This window comes from Janthinobacterium sp. GL_088 (assembly GCF_057837845.1).
This window is the reverse complement of sequence record NZ_CM174453.1, coordinates 2,835,384-2,852,294: the sequence shown is the minus strand read 5'-3', so window position 1 is coordinate 2,852,294 and position 16,911 is coordinate 2,835,384. Positions and strand designations below refer to the sequence as shown.

Here is a 16,911-nt window from a genome sequence, read left to right as displayed (position 1 = left end):
TTATTTCATCGAGATGGTGGTATTGACGCCGCTGCCACCGTCGTCCGGGGCGAACCAGCGCGCCGTGACGGTCTTGGTCTGCGTCCAGAAGTACAAGGCTTGCTTGCCATTCGGGCCCAGATCGCCCAGCTTCGACGCACGCGAACCCGTGAAACTGAAATAAGCGACAGGCACGGGTATGGCCACGTTGATGCCCACCTGGCCCACGTCGATCTCGTTCTGGAACTTGCGCCCCGCCCAGCCGGACGAGGTGAAGATCGACGTGCCGTTGCCATTCGGGTTGGCGTTGATGAAGGCGATGGCCTGGTCCAGCGTGTCCGTCTCGACCACGCACATGGCGGGCCCGAAGATTTCCTGCGTGTAGACGGAGTTCGAGGCTGCCACCTTCGAGAAAATCGTCGGCCCCATGAAGTTGCCGCCCTCGTAACCGGCCACCTTGTGGCCACGGCCATCGAGCAGCAGCTGCGCGCCTTCGTCCACGCCTGCCTGGATCAGCTTTTCCGCGCGCTGCATGGCCGCTTTCGAGACCATCGGTCCCAGGTCGGCCGTGCGGTCGCTGCCCGGCCCCACTTTCAGCGCTTGCGAGCGGGCGACGATTTCCGGCAGCCAGGAGCGCGCTTCGCCCACCAGCACGACGACGGAATTGGCCATGCAGCGCTGGCCGGCCGCGCCGAACGCCGCGCCGATCAGGTTATTGATCGCCTGCTCCTTGTTGGCGTCGGCCAGCACCACGCAATGGTTTTTCGCGCCCATCATCGATTGCGCGCGCTTGCCCGATTCGCTGGCGCGGCGGTACACATGCGTGCCCACGTGGGTGGAGCCGATGAAGGATACGGCCTTGATGTCGGGATGGTCGCACAGCATGTTGACGACGTCGGCGCCGCCATGCACGACGTTCAGCACGCCGGCCGGCAAGCCCGCCTGATACATCAGTTCGACCAGATACATCGACGAGGACGGATCCTGCTCCGACGGTTTCAAGACAAACGTATTGCCGCAGGCGATAGCGATGGGGAACATGAAGCACGGCAGCATGACGGGGAAATTGAAGGCCGTGATGCCGGCGCCTACGCCCAGCGGCTGGTAGATATTGTAGACATCGACGCCGGTCGCCGCGTTTTCCGCGATCTCGCCCAGCTGCAGGGTGGCGATCGAGCACGCGTGCTCCACCACTTCCAGGCCGCGCATCACCTCCCCTTCCGCGTCGGGCAAAGTCTTGCCGTGTTCGCGCGTGATCAATTCAGCCAGAGTGGCGATGTTTTCGCGGATCAGGTGCTGGTACTTGAGCATGATGCGCATGCGCGCCGCCAGCGGGGTATTCCGCCAGCTCTTGAAGGCTTCCTTGGCCGTGGCGACGGCCAAGTTGACTTCGTCCGGCGTGGAAAACGGCACCTTGGCGACGATTTCCTGCGTGGCCGGGTTGATGACGTCGCGCCATTCCGTGCTGGTCGAGGCGTGATGCTTGCCGCCGATGTGCAGGGGGATGGCAGGGATTTGGGTGAGGGCTTGGTTCATGTCAGGCTCCGTAAGGTATTCGATGGTTATTTCTTGACCAGGTTGCACGCCGCCGCATCCATAGTCTTGAACGCCTGGTCGGCGGGGATGGTGGACAGCACTTTCAGGTAATCCCATGCGCCTTTCGATTCGGCCGGGGTTTTCACCTGTACCAGATACATATCGTGGATCACGCGGCCGTCGGGGCGGATCGAGGCGTTGTTCATGACGGCGTCCTTGATCGGCAGCTCGCGCATTTTCTGGGCGACGATTTTCGAATCGTCGCTCTTCGCGGCCGCCACCGATTTCAGGTAGTGGTAGACGCTCGAATACACGCCCGCCTGCACCATGGTCGGCTTGGCGCCCTTGTTGAGTGCCTCGAAGCGTTTCGCAAAGGCGCGGCTGCGGTCATCGAAATCCCAGTAAAAACCATCCGCGTAGACGAGGCCCTGGGCCGTTTCCAGGCCCAGCGCGTGCACGTCCGAGAGGAAAACGAGCAAGGCGGCCAGGCGCTGGTCCTTGCCGCTGCCGATGCGGAACTCGCGCGCCTGCTTGATGGCCGAGACCACGTCTGCGCCGCCGTTGGCCAGACCGATCACCTGTGCCTTGGAGCCTTGCGCCTGCACCAGGAAGGACGAGAAATCGGACGCGTTGAGCGGATGGCGCACGGCGCCCAGCACCGTGCCGCCATTGCGCTTGACGACGTCACTGGCGTCTTTTTCCAGCGAGTGGCCGAACGCGTAATCGACGGTGACGAAGTACCACGATTTCTGACCCAGTTTCGTCAGCGCCGCCGCCGTGCCGGCCGCCTGCGAATAGGTATCGAACATCCAGTGGAAGCCGTTCGGCGAGCAGTCTTCATTCGTCAGCCGCCCCGTGGCCGGGCCGCTGAACATGGCGATGCCGCCTTTCTCTTTCATCAGTTTTTGCACGGACAGGGCCACCGAGGAATTGGTCAGGTCGGCGATGGCATCGACCTTGTCGCGGTCTATCCATTCGCGCGCCTTGGAGGCGGCGATATCGGCCTTGTTCAAATGGTCGGCCGAGAGTATCTCGATCTTCATGCCCTTGCATTCGGCTTTCAGGCAATCCTCGACGGCCATCTGGCTGGCGACGACGGAGCCGCGCCCGCCCATGGCCGAATACGGGCCGGACATGTCGGTCAGGATGCCGACCTTGACGACGCCATCGGAAATCTGCGCGTGTGCGCCGCCAAAGGAAAGGGTGAGCGCCAGCGCGCCCATGGCCAGAACGGTTTTTTTCATGCGTGTCTCCTGAGGGGTGAGGGTTTTTCTTATATGTATATCTGCATTCTGCATGTGTAAAAATAAGCATTCAAGTGAAATTCATGCATAATTCCTTTGCAAAAATGCACAGAGAGGATCAGCCATGCTCGATTGGGACAATGTACGGGTCTTCCTGGAACTGACGCGCAGCGCCGGCCTCGTCGATGCGGCGAAAAAGCTGGGCATCGACCATTCCACCGTGTCGCGGCGCATGCGCAAGTTCGAGGAGCAGGTGGGCACGCAGCTGTTCGACCGCAACTACGTGGGCTACCAGCTGACGCCCGAAGGCCACCGCCTGATGGAATATGCGGAAACCATGGAAAGCACGGTGTTTGCCGCCACCGAAGAACTGGGCGAACATAACCGGCTGCTGTCGGGCCAGGTGCGCCTGGGCGCCACCGAGGGCTTCGGCGCCATCGTGCTGGCGCCCCACCTGGCGCAGTTTTGCGGACGCTACCCGCACATCAGCGTGGACCTGATCGCCGTACCCCGTTTCGTCAGCCTGTCCAAGCGCGAGGCGGACGTGGCCATTTCCATCGAGCGCCCCCTGTCCGGCCCGTATGTGGTGACGAAGCTGTCCGACTACCGCCTGAAACTGTATGCCACGCCAGCCTACCTGGGGCGCCACGCGCCCATCACCAGCGTGGCGCAACTGGCGCAGCACCCCATCATCGGCTATGTGGACGATCTGGTCTTCAGTTCGGAACTGCGCTACATGGACAACGTGGCGCCCGACTCCCTGCGCGCCTTTCGCAGCACCAGCGTGATCGCCCAGTATCACGCGGCGCGCGCGGGCCAGGCGCTGGCGATCCTGCCCTGCTTCGTGGCGCAGCAGTCGAACGAACTGGTGCCCGTGCTCGACGGCGAGATCGACCTGCTGCGCGCCTTCTGGATGGTCTCGCCCAGTGAGCGGCGCAATATCGCCCGGGTCAGCGCCCTGTGGAACTACCTGCGCAGCGCCATCGATTTGAATCACGCCTACCTGATGGGCGAAACAGCCATGCCCAGTTGGCCTGCTTGAGCAAGCCGCGGCGCGCTACACTGTCGCCACATACTAATTAGGAGAACGCCATGCTGATGGATGCGAGCCAGGCTGTTTTGGTCATTGTCGACCTGCAAGGCCGCTTGATGCCGGCCATCCACGATGCCGGCCTCGTGCTGGCGCAAAACCTGCGCCTGGCCAGGATCGCCCGCCTGCTTGACGTGCCCGTGCTGGGCACGGAACAAAACCGCCAGGGACTGGGGCCGAACGTGGAAGAGATCGCCGCCCTGTGCGAACGGACCCTGCACAAGACGCATTTCGGTGCCTGTTTTGACGGCTTGCAGGACATCTTGCCGCCAGGGCGCAAACAGATCGTCGTCACGGGGTGCGAAGCCCATGTATGCATGCTGCAGACGGCCGTCGGCCTGCTGGAACGCGGTTACGACGTGATCATCGCCATCGATGCCGTCGGGTCGCGCCAGGCCGCCAGCCGCGATGCGGCACTGGCCCGCCTGGACAAGCTCGGTGCCCATCTGGTGACGGTGGAGATGCTGGCCTTTGAATGGCTGCGCGATTGCAAGCACCCGCGTTTCCGCGAAGTGCTGGCACTGATTAAATAGCTGGCCCGCCTTTAATCCAGATCAAGTCCATCGGCCATTCATTTGCTAGCTTGGTAACAGCGCCGCCGTTCCGAGCGGCGCGCCGTCCACATCAGCAAGGGAGCCATCATGGCCTACATCCTGCGGGGCAAGCTGTGCGGCTTGATCTGTGCCGAGTGTCCTGAAGCCTTTTCCCACGTCATCGTGCGCCTGTACCGGCCGCGCGAGTCGCAAAACGTCACGGCCCTGGCTGTGGCCAGCGCCAAGGAAACCTTCGCCATCCTCACGGACGAGGAAGTGCAGGTGAAAGCGCCCTTCCTGCTGGCCGAAACGCGCACGGATGACGATGGCAACTACAGCTTTACCCTGGAAGACGCTTACCAGGGCGAGGCCGTCGAAGTCGACATCCTGTGCCCTACCGTGCCGCATTTGAAACCGGGGCCGAAAGACCCCGTGCCGCTGCAGCTTTCCATCACCACCATCCAGCCCCGCTGGCGCCAGGTCGACAATGATTTTCTCGCCGTCTGGGACTATTGCCTGCCGCAACGTTTCTGGTGCCTGGTGCGCGCCCGCTTCGGCGCCTGGACCATCTGCGGCCGGCTGCGCACGTGCGACGCGCCGCACGCGCGCAGCCGGCGCCACGGTGCGGGCCTTCGATGCCGACTGGCTGCAGGACGATGCGCTGGGCGTCGCAATGACGGACGCCAGCGGGCGCTTCCGCATCGATTACCTGACGTCGGACTTCACGCTCACGCCATTCTCGCCGTTCGTCAACGTGGAATTCGCCAGCGGACCCGACGTGTATTTCACGGCGCAGCTGGGCAGCGTGACCATCCTGTCGGAAACGCAAGCGAACGGGCGCCAGCCGGGTCGCGAAAACGTGGGCCACTGTTTCTGCGTGGAATTGTGTTCGAAAGACGTCTTGCCGCCCGACGTGGAAGGCGTGCCCCACTGGCAGCAGGTGGAAATCTTCGACATCCACCCGTTCCCCTCGCTGGCCGGCTTTTCCGCGCAAGGCTATGCGGGCGGCGCCGGCGCCTCGTACGTGTTCGCCGGCGGCGTCACCCTGAAGGGCAATTGCCCGCTGCGCAACAGCGCCATTCCCGCCAACCCGCTCGAATACCGCTTTCTCATCGGCGAATGGACCTGGTCGGGCGGCAGCGACGACCCGGCAGCCATCCCTTCGGTGGCGCCCGCCAGCCTGGCACCGTTGACGCAAGTGCTCGGCACGCACGTCGGCTATGTGTTTTACACGAACGGACTGGGTCTCGGCGATTCGGCGCCCGTCATCATCGACGCGGGCGACTTGAAACCGGGCGGCTGGATACGGGTGGACGGCAAGCCCGTCACCGTGGACATGCGCGACGGCACGACGGCCATCGTCAATGTGGCGCCCAACATCTTCCTGCGCACGTTTGACTTGCTGACCGTGAATACACCGGCCATCACCAGCCTGCACCCGGCCAAGCTGCCGGGCGGCTTGCCCATCCTCGACGCTGGCCGCAGCCTGAGCGCGGCCGAGAGCGAACCGATACGCCGCTACCGCCTGGGCTTCGAGGTGCGCGACGGCGTCAGCCTGGCACTCGTGGCCACGGATGGGCTCGACTCCATCGTCTTCGACAACTCGCCCGTCATCGTGGCGCTGGACCTGGAAGAGCTGCGCAGCAATGCCTGCAACCCCATCGCGGGCGGCCTCGTGCATATCCTGTACACGATCGACCATCCGCATCTGCGCTTCTTCAATATCACGATTTCCAACAACAACGGCATCACGCACCCGCCGCCACCGCTGCCGGCCGCCAGCTTCACCCCGCCACCGCCACCGAGCAATTATCTGTTCCGTGGCGGCGCGGGCGGGCCGCATTTATCAGGCAACAATGGCGGCTTCCCCGTCAACGTGGCGCTCGATCCACCGTGCGCCTACAGGGTGGCGATCGGTTGGCAGACGCGACATTACCTGGCGTCGGCGCACAGCATCGACAGGCTGTACTGCAAGTAGGGGCTGCATCAGAAATAGCGCACCCAGGCCTGCGTTGAGGTTCGCTTGTAATTGGCAAACGCGCGGCAAGGGAAATACAGCACGGGCATCAGCGCCAGCGCAATCAGCCACACTTGCCAGATGTGCTCGACGCCATAGCGGGCGCCGTGGTTGGCGCCCAGCACGGCCGTCAAGGTGAGGCCGATAGCCAGCAGCAGGTATAAATGCAGCAGATAGTAGAACATGGGCGCGCCGCCAAAGGTGGCGCACGCCCGCGTGAACCAGTTATCGACGCTTTCGAGCCAGGCCAGGCCCAGCATACCCAGGCCCAGGGTGAACAGCAGGAAATCCAGCGATGGCGGGTACTTGGTGAAGTTGAGCACGCTCATGACCGTACGCACGGCCGTGTCGCCCGCCACCCACGGCAGGGTTTCGCCATAGATATTGAAGCCGCGCAACACGGCCAGCAGCAGCAAACTGCCCGCGCCCAGCGCCAGCAGCCGGCGACGACGGTTCTCCGGCGAACGGCTGCGCGCATACAGGGGGCCGGCCGCATAGCCGAGCACGATCACGCCTATCCACGGCAGCAGCGGATAGCTGACCTTGATCTTCATGGCGCCGTCCGCCACCAGGTAACCGCGCTGCAGCAATACCGTCAGAGCGTAATAGGCAAAGCTGCCCTCTTCCGCGCGCAAGCCTGTCAACAAATGCTGTCCCGCAACAATCGCCACGCCCAGCACAAGCAGCACTTTCAACGGCAACTGGTGCAGCACGGCCAGCGCCATCATGGCCAGGCCGATGACCCAGATCACCTGCAGATACAGCACGGCCGGCGGAAACACCCCGCTCCAGGCGAAATTGACGAACACCAGTTCCAGCACGACCAGCAGCAATCCCCGCTTGAACAGGAAACCGCCGGCGCTGCGCGGTCCGGCAGCCGGATGCGCATACAGCCAGGCGGACAAGCCTGTCAGGAAAACGAACATGGGCGCGCAGACATGGGCGGCCAGGCGCGTGAAGAACAGGGCAGGATCGACGCTGGCCACATCCATCGGGTCGCTGACCTGGTGGTGTAAAAAGACCGTTTCGCGCACATGGTCGAACAGCATGATCAGCATGACGAGGCCGCGCAGCACGTCGATGACGGCGATGCGGGTACGCAGGGTGGAGGATGTAGTCAATGTCATCGTCATCGCTTAGAAACGGTAATGGGCATTCAGGGTCACCGTACGCTCGGCCCCCGGCGCCACCCACAGCTGGCTATACGAACTCGCATAATAGCTGCGGTTGAACAGGTTTTCCACGTTCAAAGCCAGGCGCAGTTTGGCGCTGGGAGAATAAGACGCCAGCAATTTGGCCGTCGTGTAGGCCGGCAGGGTGAACTTGCTGCTGACGGCCACGTCGCCTAGGCGAACGCCCACGTACTGCACACCGCCGCCCACGCTGGCCGTGCCCGTAGCCAGCGCGAATTGCTGCGTGGCCAGCAGGTTGGCGCTGTGGCGCGGCACGTTGGCGAAGCGGCTGCCCGTCACGATCGTATTGTCGCCGCGCGTAACGGTGGCGTTGGTGTAGGCATAGGCGCCCGAGACGCGCAAGCCGCGCGCCACTTCGCCTGACACGTCGAGTTCCAGGCCACGGCTGCCCACCTCGCCCGCCGCGATGGCGAAGTCCGTGTTGGCGGGATTGGTCGTCAACACATTGCTCTTGCGGATGTCGTACACGGCCACCGTGCCCGTCAGCTTGCCCGTCTCCAGCTTCGCGCCCAGTTCATACGAGCGGCTGCGCTCGGCCGGGAAAGCCTGATTGGCGATGCTGATGCCGCTGTTGGGCCGAAAGCCCTTGGCCGCGCTCGCATACAGCGACCACGCCTGCGACGGCTGATACACGAGGCCTGCGCGGGGGCTGGTGGCCGACAGCGACTGGCGGTTGCTCACGTTCAGGCGATTATTCGTCACATCCTGCGTGTACGTATCATGGCGCACACCGACCAGCGCCTTCCATTGCGCGCCCAGGTCGACCTGGTCCTGCGCATACAGGCCACGCGCCCTTTGCCCTTCCTGCGTATCGATGGACAGGGCCAGCGGAGCGGCCTTGCCTCCATACACGGGATTGAAAATATCGATGGCATAGGCGTTGGCGGCCGAGGGATTGCGGCGTAGCTGCACCCGGTGGTCATCGAAGTGATAGGCGTCGACACCGGCCAGCACTTCATGCGCCAGCGCGCCCGTTTTGAATTTGCCCAGCAACTCGACGCGGGCAGAGACATCGGTGGCCGAGAAATCGCGGTGGCGGCGCTGGCGGTTCAGCGTGCGGCCATCGGCCAGCAGTCTGTTCGCTTCGGTCGAATAACCGCTCAATGCGCTGTCGCGGTAAGAAGCCCCCGCCTGCACCGTCCAGTCGTCGGACAGCGCGTGATGGATAAACAGCTGCTGTCCCAGCGACTTGACCGTCATCGGGCCGTCGCCCGGTTCGCCCAGGAAGCGCGACACTGGCACGGCGCCCAGCTTGCCGTTCACGGCAACCACGCCCCGGTCGAACGGCGCGCGCTGGCGCACCGCTTCGATTTCATACGACACGGTCGTGTGCTCGCCCGCCAGCCAGATAAACGAGGGAGAAAACAGGCTGCGTTCGACTTTCACCGTATCGCGGAAGCTGTGCCCTTCTTCATGCGCCGCGTTCAGGCGGTAGGCGATGGTGTCGCTCAACGGTCCCGTCAAATCCAGCGCGGCGCGGCGCATGCTAAAGCTGCCGAGTGACATATCGGCACTGTATTCGGGCGCAAACTTCGGCTTTTTCGTCGTGATGTTCACCGTGCCACCCGGCTCGCCACGGCCGTACAGGGCCGAAGCGGGGCCTTTCAGCACTTCCACATTCTGCGTATTGCCGCCGTCGCGCATGCCGTTGTAACCGCGGCTGGAACTGAAACCGTTGACCATGTAGTCGGAGCCGAAATTCGGGTCGCCCGTGAAGCCGCGCATGGCGTAGCTGTCCCACAGGCCGCCCAGCGGACTTTGTTTTGAAATACCGCTGGCCAGGTCCAGCGCGCCGGCCAAAGTCGTCACGCCGGCGTCGCGCAGCAGGTCGCCGGTCAACACGCGCACGCTTTGCGGCAAGTCCATCAGCAAGGCATCCGTCTTGGTGGCGCCCGTGGCGGACAGGCTGCGGTAATGCTGGCGCTCGGCCTTGACGGTGACGACGTCCTGCGCATCAAAGCTATCGACGGCAGGGTCGGCTGCCAGCACCAGGGGAGAAGCGGCGGCCAGCAAAAGCGCCACGGGGCGGCGGTAAAACACGGACATGGGATTCCTGACAAGGGGCAATTCAATGCAATAGGCTTGCATTATAATTGATAATCAATTCTCATTAAAGCCTTCCCGGAAAATCTGCGCCAAAAACTCCACGAACACCTGCACCTTCGCCGCGCGCAGCTGGCGCGGGTGGAACAGCGCCCACAAGTCCGGCCCGCGCGTGCGGAACGGTTGCAGCACGGGCACGAGGCTGCCTTCACACAGCGGCTGCAACACGGAAACGGACAGCGCCTGGACGATGCCGCATCCGGCCTGGGCGGCGGCGATCATCGATTCGATATGGTCGAAGGCCAAGGCGGCCGGCGGCGTGTGCGCATACGCCGCGTCGCCCCCCTCTCCCTCCTCGGCCTGGAAGAGCCAGGGGCGCACCTGGCGCGCTTTCGGATACAGGAAATGCAGACAGGCAAACTGGTCCAGCTCCTGCGGCGTGCGCGGCATGCCATGCCGGGCGACAAAGGCGGGCGAGGCGCAGCACAGATAATCCATCTTCAGCAGGCTGCGCGCCACCAGCGATGAATCCTGCGGCTCGCCGATGCGCAGCATCACGTCGATGCCCTCTTCCACCATGTCAACCAGGCGGTCGCTGACCGTCAGGCGCAGGGAAATATCCGGGTAAGCGGCGATAAAGCGGGGCAAGGCGGGCGCCACCAGGTTGCGGCTGATACTGCTGGGCATATCCACGCGCAAGCTGCCCGAAGGTTTCCCGACCGCCTGTTCAAGACTGGACTCCAGCACCGCCATGTCGGCCAGCAGCTGGCGCGCCTGCACATGGCATTGCCGGCCTTCGGCCGTGAGCGACATGCTGCGCGTGGTGCGCTGCAAGAGGCGCACGCCAAAGTGTTTTTCCAGCGCCGCCACCTGGTTCGTCACGGACGAGGTCGAGATACCCAGGCGCTGCGCCGCCTTGCTGAAGCCGCCCGCCTCGACCACGGCGCAAAACACGTGCATTGCTTCCAGCCTGTCCATGCTTTTCCCTCCTGTTTTGCAAGCGATTATCCACGATTTCGAAATAGTGCATCGGGGCGCGCCCTGTTTTTCTTTACGCCATCGCCGCCTAGACTGGGGCATCAACCACAGGAGAACCTCATGCAAGCCCTCGTCCTCACCAGCTTTGCCAGCCCCATGAGCATCGAGCACCTGCCCGTGCCGCAGCCCGGCCCCGGGCAAGTCCTCGTGCGCATCGCCGCCAGCGGCGTCAATCCGCTCGACACGAAAATCGCTGCCGGCGCCGCCCCGCACGCCCGGCCCAGCCTGCCCGCCATCCTCGGCATCGACGTGGCCGGCACGGTGGCGGCCGTGGGCGACGGCGTGACGACTTTTCACGTTGGCGCAACAGTCTATGGCATGGCGGGCGGCATAGCCGGCATCCAGGGCTCGCTGGCCGAGTACGGCGTTTTCGACGCCGCGCTGCTGGCGCCCGTGCCGCCAGCGCTGAGCATGCGCGAAGCGGCCGCCCTGCCCCTCGTCTTCATCACGGCCTGGGAAGGTTTAGTGGATCGTGCCCACGTGAAGGCGGGCGACAGCGTGCTCGTGCATGGAGGCGCAGGCGGCGTGGGCCACATGGCCGTGCAGCTCGCCGTCGCCCTTGGCGCCACCGTGTATGCCACGGGCAGCGCGGCCAGCCGCGATGCCATCGAGACGCTGGGCGCCCGCTTCATCGATTACCGCACCAGCACGGTGGACGACTACGTGGCCGAACATACGGGCGGTGCCGGTTTCGACATCGTCTACGACACGGTGGGCGGCGCCACCCTCGATGCCAGCTTCCGGGCGGCACGCATGTACGGCGGCCACGTCGTCAGTTGCCTGGGCTGGGGCATGTTCGCCCTGAGCCCGCTGACGGCACGCGCGGCGACTTACTCGGGCGTGTTCACGCTGCTGCCCCTGTTGAGCGGTGAGAATCATGCGCGCCATGGCACCATCTTGCGCGAAGCCAACAAGCTGATCGAGGCGGGCAAGCTGCAGGTGCGGCTCGATCCACGCCGCTTTACCCTGCACACGGCGCACGATGTGCATGTGGCGCAGATGGACGGCAGCGCGCGCGGCAAGCTGGTGGTGGATGTGCAGGATTGAACGCGGGCTTGTTTCCAGCGCGCTCAAGCGTTAATATACAAGCATTAACTTGCATATTAAGGAACCGGGCATGCGTGAAAATCTGGAAAAACTGCTGGCGCAGGGACGCGACAACGCGCTGCTGCGCTTTGGCCTGGGAGATGCTTGCCTGAAAGACCATGACGCCGAACAAGCGGCCCTGCACCTGGCGCAAGCCACCGTACAGCAACCCGGCTATTCCGCCGCCTGGAAACTGCTGGGCAAGGCCCTGCACCAGCTGGGCCGCCCGGACGAAGCGCAAGCCGCCTGGACCACGGGCGTGACCGTGGCCCAGCAGCAAGGCGACTTGCAAGCCGTCAAGGAAATGACGGTATTCCTGAAACGCCTGCAAAAACAAAAGCAGGCGGCAGAGTAAAAGGCTTAATGCGCGTGCGCCGCGCCTTTGGCTTCGGTTGGTAACGCGACGCCCCGTTCTTTCGCCAGCTTTTTGGCCAGCAAGCCGCCCGCTTCGGCCGCATAGGCGCGGCAGGCGCCGGCGTCGATCAGGGGATTATCTTGACCGCTGCGCCTGGCTGCCTTGCCCAGCACGTCCGTCGTGCCCGGATGCACGGGGATGATGATGTCGCATGGCAAGGCGGCCACCTTGGCGATGCTCGCTTCGAACGAGGCCGAAATATCGGGCGTGCCGCCTTTGCCCGTATAGCGGAAATCGCCGCTCGAATACGGGTTCAGGCTATCCGCATACACGACGTCCAGGCAGCGCTGGCCTTCGCACGACGTCCACGTCCATGTCGTGCCGCCTGGCGTGTGGCCCGGCGTCATGTGGGCCGTCAAGGACAACGGTCCTACCTTGACGGTATCGCCCTCGCCCACCAGGCTGACCTTGCGCACCTTGGCCACATGCACGACGGGATCGGCCTGGTACTGCGGATCGTCCTTGCCGTTGGTGCCGCTTTGCAGCACCGGGGCGGCCGCCGCGCTGGCCATCACGGTGGCGCCGCTGGCCCGTTGCAGCGCGGCAATGCCGCCCGCATGGTCCCAATGGGCGTGCGAATTGAGGATGTATTTCACATCCTCGATGCGAAAGCCCAGCGCCTTGATGTTTGCCACGATCAGGGGCGCCGATTGCGGCAGCGCGCCGTCGAGCAGGATATGGCCCTGCGGACTCGTCACCAGCACGGCGGACAGGCCTGCCGTGCCCACATACCAGGTATTGCCAAAGACGTTGAACGGCTTGACGGGCGCGTTCCATTCCTTGCAATTGTCGCAATTAACCGGTTTATCCTGCACCGGTGCGGGGGTCTTCGCCTGCACCGTGCCAGCCGCCATGGTCGCAACCGTAGCCAGCATCAACTTCGCCAATAGTGTCATCTTCATCTCCAGAGTGTAAAAAAGATGGGCGCCCGCACTGGCGCGCCCGGGGGGGGGGGTATCAATGCATGCGACTGGTCCTGTCGGCCAGGGTGTCGCGGATGTGTCCGGCGTCAAGCGAGCGCCGCTGCGCGCCGGCGGCGTCCAGCAGCACCACAGTGACGTGCTTGCCGCCGCTGCGCATGCGCATCGTCAGGCAGCTGCCCGCTTCGTTGCTGCTGCCAGTTTTCGACAGCACAATGTCCCAGCCCTTGCCACCGACCAATGGGTTGGTATTGTGCAAGGTACGGACCTTGCCATTGACGGCCACGCTCGCTTGCGGGTGGCTGGTGATGCGCGCGATGTCCGGATAGCGCGCGGCCGCCGCGACGATCTTCGCCACCTCGCTGGCCGTGGAGGTGTTCGCCGGCGAGCTGCCGACGGGGTCCAGCAAGGTGGTGCGCGTCAGCCCCAGGTGGCGGATCTTCGCTTGCAAGGCCTGCTGAAACGCCGCGCTGCCGCCCGGATAGGTGCGCGCCAGTGCGGCGGCGGCGCGGTTTTCGGACGGCAACAGCGCCAGTTGCAACAGCGCGCCGCGCGATACGGCCACGCCCTCGGCCAGCAGGCTGTGGCGCTGCATTGAAGCGTCGGCATCGGCGCGCACGATACGCAGCTGTTCGTCCGGGTCGAGGCCCGCGTCCAGCACCACCATGGCCGTCATCAACTTGGTGATCGAGGCGATCGGTACGACGGCGTCCGCGTCTTTTGCCATCAGCACCTTGCCGCTGGCGTCATCGAATACCAGCATGTGTTTCGCGCTGACGGGCAAGTCCAGCATCGCGGCGGCGGCCTCGGCCAGGGCCGCCCCGTTGACGGCAGGCTTGCCCGGCGCCTGCAGCAGCAAGGTGGCGCAAGCCAGCAGCAAGGCGGGCACGGCCAGCTTCCAGCCGCCAGTGTCGGGGCCGGGCGCCATCAGGCGTTCGATTCGCGTCAGCAACGCCCCGCCCCGGGCCGACATCAGCAAGCGGGAATGCTGCGGCGCGGCTGCATGCAGGGACAGCGCATGCAGCGCCGAGGCCAGCTGCTGCGGGTCTTGCAGCGCTTGCGCAGCCAGCGCGTCGGCCACCTGTTCGCGCTCGGCCCGCATGCGCGCCGACAGCCACCAGACGACGGGGTGAAAAAACAGCAACGCCTCAGCCACGCTTTGCAACAGGTTGACCAGGTAATCCCAGCGCCGCACGTGGGCCAGTTCATGCGCCAGCAGCGCTTCGAGCAAGGCCACCGGCATGCCGCTCAGCAAGGCGGCCGGCAGCAGGATGACGGGGCGCCAGAAGCCCACGGTCACGGGACTGGACAAGCCCGCATGCAGCTTCAGCGGCACTGGCCGACTGCTGCGCAAGCCCATGCACAAAGCCAGCGCATCGAGGCGCGCCTGCCAGATGGCGGGCGCCGCCACTGCCTGGCGGCGCAGCTTGCCAACCCAGGCCAGGCCCAGGCACAGCCGCAAGCTCATCAAGCCAACGCCGGCGCTCCAGGCCAGCACCAGGGCCGGCATCCACGCTTGCAGCGCGGCGCGCCAGGCGGGCGGCGCGTCCACCGGCAGCTGGGCCAGCGATGTGCCGGACAGGAGCGAGAGCAGGTGGACGGTGGGAATGCACAGGCACAGCAGCAGCGCCAGCGCGCAGACGGCGTAGCGCCAGCGCGCGCTGGCGTGGCGCAGCAACCACAGCAATACGGCAGACACGGCGCCGACGATCACGCCCTGCCAGACAAAATACAGCAGCACCCAGCCCAGCGCAGGAACAAGGTTGCCCAACTCAATGCCCAAACCCATGTCCAGGTTCATGGCGCACCGCCATCCTTGCTGCGCAGTATTTTTTCAATTTCCAGGCGTTCCGCGTCGCTCACGTGCTCGCGCAGCGCCGTCAGCACGAGCGCCTTGCCTGAACCGGAAAACACCTTGCCGATCAAATCCTTGAGCAAGCTGGTCTGTAACTTTTCCTGCGCTTCGACGGCCGCATACAGTTGCGGCCGCTGGCTTTCATCGCGGCTCAGCAAGCCCTTGCCATGCATCAGCTGCAACTGGCGCAGCACGGTGGCGTAACTGGCGTCGGCACGCTCGGCGGCCAGCGCGTCATACACGGCGCGCGCGTCGGACGGACCGCGCTGCCACAGGATGCGCAGCAGGTCCAGCTCGGCGGCCGTGGGATGGGGAGTGGAGGTATTTTTTAACATGCCGCTAGAATACCCAGTCTAGAACGCCTTGTCTAGAACTTTTTTTCTAGAGTCCCTGGCAAGACTAGAATTCGCGCAAGCGGTCGAACAGCTCCAGCACGGCCGCCTCATCGACGAGCGCAGTGCCCTGCCCACCCAGTTGCTGGCGCAGTTGCACCAGCAACTCAGCCAGCACCGTGTAGATTTCCTCACGCTCGACCGTCTCGATGATGCTCGCACGCCGCTCGATCTTGTTGAATTCAGCCACATAGGCGGTGACCATCGCTTCCAGCGCGGCGGCCACCGCCGTCGCCTCCATGGCAGCATCGATGCCGCGCGTCACGGCCAGCATGTTCTTGTAGGCCAGCGCCGCCTTTTTCGCATACGCGGGGGAAATATGCTCGCGGCCATCCCAGTCGCGAAACGGGTTGAGCAGGTTGTCAGCCAGCCATTCCGGCTTGCGCGCCTTGCTCACCGACAAATCCAGTCCCAGCGCCGCCGCTTTCTTGTAGCCGGCCTTGATGGCCTTGGCGGCATCGGCGGGCAAGCTGGTCAGCCACAAGGCCGACAGCTGCGGCAATTGCGCGGCCGCTGGAAACTCTTCCGCCGTGTAACCAAACAAATCATAGGCGGTGAACATCCGCAGCTGGTGCAGCTGCGCCAGGCTGGCCATCTGCGACGCCAGCCCCGGTTTGCCCCAGATGCGCAAGGACGTCAGATGGGGAAAGCGCTGCGCCACTTGCGCCAGGTCGACTTCTTTCATGCTGACCAGCGACAGACCGCCCAGCTGGCCGAGACCGTGGAACGGCGGCAGCGTCTGCGTGCACTGCAGTGTCAGATGGCGGCCATCGGCGCCATCGTCGATGCGCAGCGCCGGCGATGGCGCGCCGCGCAGCGCGAGCAGGCCCAGGCCTTCGTTCAAGACCAGGCCGGTGACGCCATCGGGCTGCAGGATCAAACGGCTCAAGCCACTGCCGCTGAAATCGAGCGCATGCACCGTCGATGACTGCCAGTCCAGCTCATTGATGAAGGGATTGCCTTGGATAAACGCCATCAAGGCCTGCGTACCATCGGCCGTCTCGATGGACATCAGGCAAGGCAGTTGCTCCAGCTCGGATATGTCGTCCAACGCCTGCAAGACGCTGTCATTGATTTTCGTCGCATCCTGGCGGAAGACGTGGCCGCCGAGCGTCACTTCGCGCTCGTCCGACGCGGCCTTGAATTGCTGGCGCCGCAGCGGATCGATGCGCTCCCAGTTACGCTGGCGCAGCACGCTGTCGCCCACGTTCCAGCCGCTGCGGTAACTGTTGACTTCCACATCCACCAGCGGCGCGATATTGCCAACGAGAGTATGGCCAGGCGGCACGTTCGCCGTGGCATAGCAGTGATCGTGGCGATTATTCCAGAAGAAATAGTCGCACAGCAGCGGCCGCATGGCTTGCACGGCCGCCGCATCGGGCAAGGCGTCGCCGGTCCAGTCCAACTCCAGCACGGCAGCTACCGGCCTGGACGAGGATACATCCTTGATGCGGGTGACCTGGCAAGCCACATACTGCTGCAGCTCGGACGAAAACACACTGTAAACATCGCCAACATTCGGTAGCACGCAACTTCCTTTCAAAACACCTGACGGTCGAATGTTGAAAGA

Annotated in this window: 15 protein-coding genes; 5 read left to right on the top strand and 10 right to left on the bottom strand. The window is 64.2% G+C overall.

The features are described from left to right. Window positions 1-1,515, bottom strand: a complete 1,515-nt coding sequence (locus AC3IQ7_RS13050) for a CoA-acylating methylmalonate-semialdehyde dehydrogenase (protein ID WP_489209992.1) — start codon at window positions 1,513-1,515, stop codon at window positions 1-3. A 26-nt stretch (window positions 1,516-1,541) separates the two neighbouring features. Next, on the bottom strand, window positions 1,542-2,759 hold the full coding sequence (locus AC3IQ7_RS13045; protein ID WP_489209990.1) for an ABC transporter substrate-binding protein: 1,218 nt from the start codon (window positions 2,757-2,759) through the stop codon (window positions 1,542-1,544). 124 nt (window positions 2,760-2,883) lie between these two features. Between AC3IQ7_RS13045 and AC3IQ7_RS13040 the strand changes: the two genes are divergently transcribed. Both AC3IQ7_RS13040 and AC3IQ7_RS13035 read left to right on the top strand, forming a co-directional pair. Further along, window positions 2,884-3,801 (top strand): LysR family transcriptional regulator, encoded by a 918-nt coding sequence (locus tag AC3IQ7_RS13040; RefSeq protein WP_099380667.1) that lies wholly within the window; start codon window positions 2,884-2,886, stop codon window positions 3,799-3,801. Between the two features lie 50 nt (window positions 3,802-3,851). Further along, complete coding sequence (locus tag AC3IQ7_RS13035) at window positions 3,852-4,382, top strand: isochorismatase family protein (RefSeq protein WP_489209988.1); 531 nt, start codon at window positions 3,852-3,854, stop codon at window positions 4,380-4,382. 45 nt (window positions 4,383-4,427) lie between these two features. Here the strand turns inward: AC3IQ7_RS13035 and AC3IQ7_RS13030 are convergent, their stop codons facing one another. Further along, entirely contained in the window at window positions 4,428-5,003 is a 576-nt protein-coding gene (locus AC3IQ7_RS13030) for a hypothetical protein (protein WP_489209987.1), read from the bottom strand. Between the two features lies 1 nt (window position 5,004). On the opposite strand from AC3IQ7_RS13030, the gene AC3IQ7_RS13025 reads away from it, so the two are divergent. Further along, window positions 5,005-6,360, top strand: a complete 1,356-nt coding sequence (locus AC3IQ7_RS13025; RefSeq protein ID WP_489209985.1) for a hypothetical protein — start codon at window positions 5,005-5,007, stop codon at window positions 6,358-6,360. Between the two features lie 8 nt (window positions 6,361-6,368). Here the strand turns inward: AC3IQ7_RS13025 and AC3IQ7_RS13020 are convergent, their stop codons facing one another. Genes AC3IQ7_RS13020 through AC3IQ7_RS13010 form a run of 3 tightly spaced genes read right to left on the bottom strand, consistent with a single transcriptional unit; the run spans window position 6,369 to window position 10,613 of the window. Next, window positions 6,369-7,532, bottom strand: a complete 1,164-nt coding sequence (locus AC3IQ7_RS13020) for an acetyltransferase domain-containing protein (RefSeq protein ID WP_489209983.1) — start codon at window positions 7,530-7,532, stop codon at window positions 6,369-6,371. Window positions 7,533-7,535: 3 nt separating this feature from the next. Further along, window positions 7,536-9,638 (bottom strand): TonB-dependent siderophore receptor, encoded by a 2,103-nt coding sequence (locus AC3IQ7_RS13015; RefSeq protein ID WP_489209981.1) that lies wholly within the window; start codon window positions 9,636-9,638, stop codon window positions 7,536-7,538. Between the two features lie 54 nt (window positions 9,639-9,692). After that, window positions 9,693-10,613 (bottom strand): LysR family transcriptional regulator, encoded by a 921-nt coding sequence (locus AC3IQ7_RS13010; protein WP_489209979.1) that lies wholly within the window; start codon window positions 10,611-10,613, stop codon window positions 9,693-9,695. Between the two features lie 120 nt (window positions 10,614-10,733). Between AC3IQ7_RS13010 and AC3IQ7_RS13005 the strand changes: the two genes are divergently transcribed. Then, the gene (locus AC3IQ7_RS13005; protein WP_489209977.1) at window positions 10,734-11,720 is read left to right on the top strand and encodes a zinc-dependent alcohol dehydrogenase family protein; all 987 of its coding nucleotides are present in this window, start codon (window positions 10,734-10,736) and stop codon (window positions 11,718-11,720) included. A 70-nt stretch (window positions 11,721-11,790) separates the two neighbouring features. Beyond that, entirely contained in the window at window positions 11,791-12,114 is a 324-nt protein-coding gene (locus AC3IQ7_RS13000) for a tetratricopeptide repeat protein (protein WP_489209975.1), read from the top strand. Window positions 12,115-12,119: 5 nt separating this feature from the next. Here the strand turns inward: AC3IQ7_RS13000 and bla are convergent, their stop codons facing one another. The 4 genes from bla to AC3IQ7_RS12980 form a co-directional block, all read right to left on the bottom strand. Beyond that, window positions 12,120-13,070, bottom strand: a complete 951-nt coding sequence (gene bla, locus AC3IQ7_RS12995; protein WP_489209973.1) for a subclass B3 metallo-beta-lactamase — start codon at window positions 13,068-13,070, stop codon at window positions 12,120-12,122. Window positions 13,071-13,131: 61 nt separating this feature from the next. Then, window positions 13,132-14,883, bottom strand: a complete 1,752-nt coding sequence (locus AC3IQ7_RS12990; protein WP_489209971.1) for a M56 family metallopeptidase — start codon at window positions 14,881-14,883, stop codon at window positions 13,132-13,134. 8 nt (window positions 14,884-14,891) lie between these two features. Further along, window positions 14,892-15,284 (bottom strand): BlaI/MecI/CopY family transcriptional regulator, encoded by a 393-nt coding sequence (locus tag AC3IQ7_RS12985; protein ID WP_034757543.1) that lies wholly within the window; start codon window positions 15,282-15,284, stop codon window positions 14,892-14,894. A gap of 64 nt (window positions 15,285-15,348) precedes the next feature. Continuing rightward, a complete protein-coding gene (locus AC3IQ7_RS12980; protein ID WP_489209969.1) occupies window positions 15,349-16,869 on the bottom strand; it encodes a hypothetical protein in 1,521 nt (506 codons plus the stop codon). Window positions 16,870-16,911 lie beyond the last annotated feature (42 nt).

Coding starts and splice junctions, on each gene's coding strand:
- AC3IQ7_RS13050 (WP_489209992.1), bottom strand. CDS start 1,515: ATGAACCAAGCCCTCACCCAAATCCCTGCCATCCCCCTGCACATCGGC.
- AC3IQ7_RS13045 (WP_489209990.1), bottom strand. CDS start 2,759: ATGAAAAAAACCGTTCTGGCCATGGGCGCGCTGGCGCTCACCCTTTCC.
- AC3IQ7_RS13040 (WP_099380667.1), top strand. CDS start 2,884: ATGCTCGATTGGGACAATGTACGGGTCTTCCTGGAACTGACGCGCAGC.
- AC3IQ7_RS13035 (WP_489209988.1), top strand. CDS start 3,852: ATGCTGATGGATGCGAGCCAGGCTGTTTTGGTCATTGTCGACCTGCAA.
- AC3IQ7_RS13020 (WP_489209983.1), bottom strand. CDS start 7,532: ATGACGATGACATTGACTACATCCTCCACCCTGCGTACCCGCATCGCC.
- AC3IQ7_RS13015 (WP_489209981.1), bottom strand. CDS start 9,638: ATGTCCGTGTTTTACCGCCGCCCCGTGGCGCTTTTGCTGGCCGCCGCT.
- AC3IQ7_RS13010 (WP_489209979.1), bottom strand. CDS start 10,613: ATGGACAGGCTGGAAGCAATGCACGTGTTTTGCGCCGTGGTCGAGGCG.
- AC3IQ7_RS13005 (WP_489209977.1), top strand. CDS start 10,734: ATGCAAGCCCTCGTCCTCACCAGCTTTGCCAGCCCCATGAGCATCGAG.
- AC3IQ7_RS13000 (WP_489209975.1), top strand. CDS start 11,791: ATGCGTGAAAATCTGGAAAAACTGCTGGCGCAGGGACGCGACAACGCG.
- bla (WP_489209973.1), bottom strand. CDS start 13,070: ATGACACTATTGGCGAAGTTGATGCTGGCTACGGTTGCGACCATGGCG.
- AC3IQ7_RS12990 (WP_489209971.1), bottom strand. CDS start 14,883: ATGGGTTTGGGCATTGAGTTGGGCAACCTTGTTCCTGCGCTGGGCTGG.
- AC3IQ7_RS12985 (WP_034757543.1), bottom strand. CDS start 15,284: ATGTTAAAAAATACCTCCACTCCCCATCCCACGGCCGCCGAGCTGGAC.